Annotated in this window: 6 protein-coding genes; 3 read left to right on the top strand and 3 right to left on the bottom strand. The window is 43.2% G+C overall.

Annotation, left to right across the window (positions count from 1 at the left end; all coding sequences use genetic code 11):
* Together BACCELL_RS04430 and ilvD are read right to left on the bottom strand one after the other, a co-directional pair.
* A partial coding sequence (locus tag BACCELL_RS04430) for a thiamine pyrophosphate-binding protein (RefSeq protein WP_007210374.1) occupies positions 1–931 on the bottom strand: 931 nt, incomplete at its 3' end.
* 45 nt (positions 932–976) lie between these two features.
* Complete coding sequence (gene ilvD / locus BACCELL_RS04425; protein WP_044153287.1) at positions 977–2,779, bottom strand: dihydroxy-acid dehydratase; 1,803 nt, start codon at positions 2,777–2,779, stop codon at positions 977–979.
* Positions 2,780–3,273: 494 nt separating this feature from the next.
* Here ilvD and BACCELL_RS04420 point away from each other — a divergent pair, with 494 nt between their 5' ends.
* Positions 3,274–3,861, top strand: a complete 588-nt coding sequence (locus tag BACCELL_RS04420) for an FKBP-type peptidyl-prolyl cis-trans isomerase (protein ID WP_007210372.1) — start codon at positions 3,274–3,276, stop codon at positions 3,859–3,861.
* An 89-nt stretch (positions 3,862–3,950) separates the two neighbouring features.
* On the opposite strand, the gene BACCELL_RS04415 is transcribed toward BACCELL_RS04420, so the two are convergent.
* Entirely contained in the window at positions 3,951–5,234 is a 1,284-nt protein-coding gene (locus BACCELL_RS04415) for an L-cysteine desulfidase family protein (RefSeq protein WP_007210371.1), read from the bottom strand.
* Between the two features lie 132 nt (positions 5,235–5,366).
* On the opposite strand from BACCELL_RS04415, the gene BACCELL_RS04410 reads away from it, so the two are divergent.
* Positions 5,367–6,509 (top strand): PCMD domain-containing protein, encoded by a 1,143-nt coding sequence (locus tag BACCELL_RS04410; protein ID WP_007210370.1) that lies wholly within the window; start codon positions 5,367–5,369, stop codon positions 6,507–6,509.
* 14 nt (positions 6,510–6,523) lie between these two features.
* The gene (locus BACCELL_RS04405) at positions 6,524–7,312 is read left to right on the top strand and encodes a porin family protein (RefSeq protein WP_007210369.1); all 789 of its coding nucleotides are present in this window, start codon (positions 6,524–6,526) and stop codon (positions 7,310–7,312) included.
* The last annotated feature ends 39 nt before the right edge of the window (positions 7,313–7,351 follow it).

The raw sequence follows: 7,351 nt of genomic DNA, 5'->3' as shown, positions 1-7,351 counted from the left end.
CTATCTCAGCAGGATCTATATCGAAATGAATGATTTTCGCCTGTTTGGCATACGTATCCAACTTTCCGGTTACACGGTCGTCAAAGCGCATGCCTACGGCGATAAGTACATCGCACTTATTCGTATTGATATTCGGTCCCAAGTTACCGTGCATCCCCAGCATACCTTTATTTAAAGGATGTGCAGTAGGCAAAGCAGAAAGTCCCAACAGTGTACAACCGGCAGGTATTCCGGCTTTTTCTATGAAAGCGCGTAGTTCCTGTTGTGCATCACCTAACTCAACACCCTGTCCCACCAATACCAATGGACGTTCAGCGCTATTGATCAGTTCAGCAGCCTGGCTCACAGCCTCTTCATCCATTTCGGGAACAGGCTGGTAACTACGGATGTAATCCAACTTGGCAGGAGCATATTCACTTTTCTCTACTTGTGCATTCTTGGCAAAGTCCAATACAACAGGACCGGGACGACCGCTTTTTGCAACATAGAAAGCGCGGGCTACAGCCCAAGGCACATCTTCAGCACTACGAATCTGATAGCTCCACTTCGTGATAGGCTGCGTAATACCTACCAGGTCAACTTCCTGGAAAGCATCCGTCCCAAGGAATCCCGTACCTACCTGACCGGCAATTACTACCAAAGGGGTACTGTCTATCATAGCATCTGCGATACCTGTTATCGTATTCGTCGCTCCGGGACCACTAGTCACCAGGCAGACACCTACTTCGCCTGATACGCGGGCAAAACCTTGCGCAGCATGAGTAGCACCCTGTTCGTGTCGAACCAAGATGTGATTCAATGTCTTCCGATGGTCGTATAAAGCGTCAAATACCGGCATGATGGAGCCACCCGGATATCCGAAAATGGTCTTTACTCCCTGATGTTCCAAGGAACGCATCAATGCTTCAGCGCCTGTTATTATATCTTTCATTCTATTAATGGATAATGGAATTCTATTTCATTTGTCAATTCTCGGTTAATCAATCAGTCTCACTGCACCCTTATCGGCAGAACTTACCATACTGGCATACGCCTTCAAACTCTTTGAGACTTCGCGTTGACGGGTGACGGGGGTCATCGGGCGGGCTGCCAGTTCCTCATCCGTCAGTTTGACGTTGATAGCACGTCCGGGAATATCAATCTCGATGATGTCACCATCCTGAATCTTACCGATATTACCTCCGGCAGCCGCTTCGGGAGAAATATGTCCGATACTCAATCCTGACGTACCACCACTGAAACGACCGTCCGTAATCAGTGCACATTCCTTGCCCAGATGGCGCGATTTGATATAAGAAGTCGGATAGAGCATTTCTTGCATACCGGGACCGCCTTTCGGACCTTCGTGTGTAATGACCACAACATCACCGCTGACCACTTTCCCGGCAAGGATGCCATCGCAAGCAGCGTCTTGTGAATCGAACACTTTAGCAGGACCTGTAAATTTCCAGATGCTTTCATCCACACCTGCCGTTTTCACTACACAGCCATCCTGAGCGATATTACCTTTCAGTACTGCCAGACCACCGTCTTTGCTATAAGCATGTTCCAGATCGCGAATGCAACCTCCGGCACGGTCAGTATCCAATTCTTTATAATAGACATCTTGCGAACCCAGTACCAGATTGAACTTTCCGGCAGCAGCGCTCTTATATTTCTTCACAGCTTCTTCGCAAACATTCGGGCTGGTAATACCGTATTTGTCGATTACATCCGCCAGCGTCATACCGTCTACACGCTTTACGTTCGTATCGACTAATCCGCCTTTGGCAAGCTCGCTCATGATAGCGATGATGCCTCCGGCACGATTTACGTCTTGAATGTGATACTTCTGAGTATTCGGGGCAACCTTACACAGACAGGGAGTCTTACGTGACAACATATCGATGTCATCCATACTGAAATCTGCCTCTGCCTCGTGTGCTACAGCCAAGAGGTGAAGCACTGTGTTGGTAGAACCACCCATCGCAATATCCAGCGTCATAGCATTCAGAAAAGCCTGACGGGTAGCGATGCTACGGGGGAGCACACTGTCATCCCCATCTTCATAATATTTATAAGCATTTTCAACAATCAGTTTAGCAGCATCCTTGAACAGTTGCGTGCGATTGGCATGAGTAGCCACAATCGTACCATTACCCGGCAATGCCAGTCCGATGGCTTCGTTCAGACAGTTCATTGAGTTAGCGGTAAACATACCGGAACAACAACCACAAGAAGGACAAGCATGTTGTTCTATCTGAGCCACATCGGCATCACTTACACTTTCATCAGCCGACTTAATCATAGCATCGATCAAATCCAGATGCTGACCGTTCCATTCGCCGGCTTCCATCGGTCCGCCTGAAACGAATACAGTAGGGATATTAAGGCGCATTGCTGCCATCAACATACCCGGAGTAATCTTGTCGCAGTTACTGATGCAAACCATCGCATCCGCTTTATGCGCATTCACCATATACTCTACGCTGTCGGCAATGATGTCACGTGAAGGAAGCGAATAAAGCATTCCATCGTGTCCCATCGCAATACCATCGTCAATGGCAATCGTGTTGAATTCGGCAGCAAAGCATCCCAGCTTCTCAATCTCAGCTTTCACCTGTTGTCCGATTTCGTGCAGATGCACATGTCCCGGGACAAACTGTGTAAATGAGTTGACAATTGCGATAATAGGTTTTCCTAATTGCTCTTTCTTCATGCCATTTGCCATCCACAACGCACGAGCCCCTGCCATGCGGCGGCCTTGCGTGCTGAACGAACTGCGTAATTGGTGTTTCATCTTCAAATCTCCTTTTAATTAAAAAGCCTTCCTCACATATGGTGAGAAAGGCTCCTAAATTGATATCTTAACGTACGAATACATACACAACCTTTCTCACGCTCTTGATTCCAGGACCACGACGCGAATAATATGCAGGACTGCCAGGTTAATAGATGTATGTAAGTTCATAACTTTATTTACTTTACTGTTTTCGTTAATCGTGCTGCAAAGGTAAGGGCTTTTTTATAAACTCCAAACAATTTGAAGAAAAAAATGAGATTATTATGATTAATCGTAAGAAAACCCCGCATTAAAATCTTATTTTATCACTTATTCAAGGCAAATCTGAGTAATTCGCTACCATGAACAGGAATTATTCAAGAGGGTTCGAAGCATTTAATTATCTGAAAATTACAAGAGCTTACCCATTCGCCAACTAAATTATTCGTATCTTTGTCCCTTCCAAAAAGAAAAAACAGGAATTACTAACTTAAAACAGTAGGAATATATCAATGGAAACAGTAGAAAACAAGTACATTACCGTAGCTTATAAATTATACGCTATAGAAGATGGTGAAAAAGATTTCACCGAAGAAGCCACCGCAGAACACCCTTTCCAATTCATTTCCGGTCTGGGTCTGACTTTAGAGTCTTTCGAAGATCAAGTGAAAGATCTGAAAGCAGGTGACAAGTTTGATTTCACAATCGCTTGCGCAGATGCTTACGGTGACTTTGACGAAGAACATGTAATCGACCTTCCGAAACAAATCTTTGAAGTAGATGGTAAGTTCGATAGCGAACGTATTGTAGCCGGTAACGTAGTGCCTTTAATGACCTCTGAAGGTCAACGTATCAACGGAACCGTACAAGAAATTAAGGCAGACGTAGTGGTAATGGATATGAACCACCCCTTGGCAGGTTGCGACCTGAACTTTGTAGGTGAAGTAATAGAAAGCCGCCCGGCAACCAATGAAGAATTAGCTGAAATCGCTCGTATGATGAGCGGCGGTGGATGCAGTTGCGGTTGCGATAGCTGTGGTGACGGTTGCGGCGACGGATGCGGTGATCACGATCACCAGGGATGCGGATGCAATCATTAATATAGTGATTAACGGTAAGTGATTAGTGATTAGCATGTTGCGCTATTATGCAGCACAGTTTCCAATCACTAATCACTCACCACTAATCACTATTTCCCCGTCATTATCTCCAGCACCAATTTATCCGTCTCATTCATTCCTTTCGACCCTATCTTGGTCAGATTACGGATACTTTGATCCACGTCTTCATCAATAATACCTTCTACAGAAGTTACACAACGGTTTTCCATAGCCATGATGGCAGAAAGAACAGCGGTAGATACACCTGTTGTTACTTTCAACGCACAGCTGGGCTTCGCACCGTCACAAATCATACCCGTAAGGTTGGCTATCATATTCTGAACAGCATAAGCCACCTGATCGTAAGTTCCTCCCATCAACCAGGTAATACCACAACTGGAACCTGTAGCAGCAACCACACAGCCGCATAAAGCAGACAAACGTCCCAAACTTTGTTTAATATAGATTACTGTCAGATGACTCAACATCAGAGCACGTATCAGTTCTTCTTCTGATTTATCATTTTCTTCAGCGAAGACGAGTACAGGCAAAGTGGCAGATATACCTTGATTTCCACTACCGGAATTGCTCATTACCGGAATCATAGCCCCTGCCATACGAGCATCACAGGCACCTGATGTATAAGACAAGATATGTGAGAAGACACTATCTCCCATCACTTTATGTTCATAAGTGCCACGCAACATCTTACCCAGGCCATGGCCATAATTGCCTTCAAAAGAACGTTCGGCAGCCGCCTTATTCAAGCGGGCTGTTTCCAGAATAAAGCTGATCTCATCCAGTGGAGTATTCAGAGCAAAATCATAAACTTTACGTAAAGTCAGCTCCAGGCACTCTTCCTCTTTTTCACAGCTTGCCGTATGTTGTTTCTGAAATAGAACTTCTCCGTTACGTTCTATATATATAAAGGTGGTATGTCCTCCGGCAATCACAGCTGTTGCTTTATCATCTCCGGCCTCACAGCATACTTCAATATATAATTTCTCTTCAATATTCTCTTTCAACAAAATATGAATGCGCTTTTCCTCAATGAAACGTTTCCCCTCTTCCACTACATCAGGCGTACTGTCTTTCAACACTTCCAACTGATATTCCGATTTTCCGATCAGCGCCCCCAGCGCAATAGCAATGGGCAGGCCAATCATTCCGGTACCCGGAATGCCTACTCCCATAGCGTTTTTCAGAATATTAGCACTTAGCAACACATTTATTTTTTCCGGCTTTGTCCCCAGTGTTTCTGTTGCTTTAGCTACGCACAATGCCACAGCAATGGGCTCTGTACACCCAATAGCCGGCACCACTTCCTGATGTATCAGGTCGATTATCCGTTTTCTCTCCGTTTCCGTTATCATTATTTCACTGATTTTAATGGACACAAATTTAGAAAAAATGTTTTTAATACGTGCGCAAAGTCTTCTATTTCAAAAAAGAAACTTAACTTTGCGCCCGAGTTTTACATTATTAATAACCAAAAACTGAATTAAATGAAGATTAAAACGCTAACCTCGTGTTTCTTTTTGGCATTTGCCATATCTTCTTGTATACAAGACGAAGCGCTTAATTCTGAAGCGGCCATTGATGGTTGTACGGGTGCAGATGTGCAGCTGGCCAATATTAATGCAAATGAAAAAATAGTCGATGTATATGTACATAAAGGTGCAGACCTTGCCAAACAAGAGTTGAAATTCACTCTGCCAGAAGGTGCAACTATCAAACCTAATAATAGCAGAGACGGAGATACCGGAAACTTCTACAACTTTAGTGAAGCTGGCAATTCACGTTCATTTACCGTAACCTCTGAAAATGGTGAATTCAAACCCACTTATACTATAAATATTAAACCGACAGAATTACCAACAGTTTATCACTTTGAGGACTTGTTGATTGCAGAAAATACTCCTTACCACATTCTTTATGAGTTCGCCCCAAGTACCTCACAAGGAATATCTAAAGTTCTGCAGTGGTCTAGTGGAAATCCAGGCTTTGCATTGACTGGAATGGCAAAAAGCCCTACCGATTACCCTACAGTACAAGTAGAAGGCGGATTCAATAAGAAATGTGTTAAGTTGGAAACTAAAGACACTGGTAGTTTTGGTGCAATGGTAAAAATGTATATTGCTGCCGGCAATCTGTTTATCGGCAATTTTGATGTAAGCAAAGCATTGGCAGGACAAGAAGGCGCCCTTAAAGCTACCACCTTCGGTTTTCAATTCTATAAACATCCTAAAACTTTAAAGGGATACTATAAGTACAAAGCTGGTCCTGTTTATACTGAAAACGGTCAACCACAAAGTGGTCTGAAAGACAGATTTGACATCTATGCCATCATGTATGAAGCTGATGATAACTCATTCATGCTGGACGGTACTAATGCTAAGACTTCCGACAAACTTGTGTATCTGGCACAGATAAAAGCCGATGAAGCACTGGAAACCGACCAATGGACTGAATTTAGCTTACCGTTTGAACGTCAGAATAATAAGTCCATTGATGAACAAAAACTTCAAAATGGGAAATATAAACTTGGCATCATATTCTCTTCAAGTGTAGAAGGTGACCACTTCAAAGGTGCAGTAGGTAGTACACTCTATATAGACGAAGTAGAATTAGTTTGTGAAGAGAACTAAAAACGAAAATAATTATGAAGAAAGATTATATTATTTTTATTGCATTCTTACTGGCAGTAGTAGGGAGTACATCTGTAAAAGCGCAGGAAGACAGAACAAAAAGCATCACACAATCCTACCTTCGCGGATGGGAATATTCTTTGAAAGCAGGATTTAGTATTGGTGGTACCGCTCCTTTACCCTTACCCGAGGAAATCCGTAAAATAGATAGCTATGTACCCAGCATGACCATTTCGATTGAAGGAAATGCTACCAAATGGCTCGACGAGAAAAAATTATGGGGATTAACTTTAGGTTTGCGTCTAGAAACAAAGAACATGACGACAGAAGCTACCGTAAAAAACTATGGTATGAAGATTATCAATACCAATGGTGGTGAACTAGAGGGTCTATGGACTGGAGGGGTAAAAACCAAAGTAAAGAACTCCTATCTTACTGTTCCCGTCCTTGCTAACTATAAAGTCAGCAAACGCTGGAAGCTCGTAGCCGGACCATATTTTTCGTATTTACTAGAAGGTGATTTCTCTGGCCATGTTTATGAAGGTCACCTCCGTACTCCCAATGAAACAGGTTCACGTGTAGACTTCGGTGGTGAAAGCGTTGCAACCTACGATTTCTCCGATGATCTCCGCAGATTCCAATGGGGCATACAATTCGGTGGCGAATGGAAAGCTTTCAAGCATTTGAATGTTTATGCTGATCTAACTTGGGGACTAAATGATATCTTTAAGAAAAACTTCGATACTATTAGTTTTGCCATGTATCCTATTTATCTGAATGTAGGATTTGGATATTCATTCTAACCTGAATAAAGAAGGCTAAATCAAATAATAAAAAAATCC

It is taken from the genome of Bacteroides cellulosilyticus DSM 14838, from assembly GCF_000158035.1.
GTDB lineage: Bacteria > Bacteroidota > Bacteroidia > Bacteroidales > Bacteroidaceae > Bacteroides > Bacteroides cellulosilyticus.
Note: the sequence above shows the minus strand (reverse complement) of the source record. Positions and strands in the feature narration are given on the sequence as shown.

Bases quoted from the DNA above. Each gene is read 5' to 3' on its own strand.
- BACCELL_RS04420 (WP_007210372.1), top strand. From the start codon at position 3,274: ATGGAAACAGTAGAAAACAAGTACATTACCGTAGCTTATAAATTATAC.
- BACCELL_RS04410 (WP_007210370.1), top strand. From the start codon at position 5,367: ATGAAGATTAAAACGCTAACCTCGTGTTTCTTTTTGGCATTTGCCATA.
- BACCELL_RS04415 (WP_007210371.1), bottom strand. From the start codon at position 5,234: ATGATAACGGAAACGGAGAGAAAACGGATAATCGACCTGATACATCAG.
- BACCELL_RS04405 (WP_007210369.1), top strand. From the start codon at position 6,524: ATGAAGAAAGATTATATTATTTTTATTGCATTCTTACTGGCAGTAGTA.
- ilvD (WP_044153287.1), bottom strand. From the start codon at position 2,779: ATGAAACACCAATTACGCAGTTCGTTCAGCACGCAAGGCCGCCGCATG.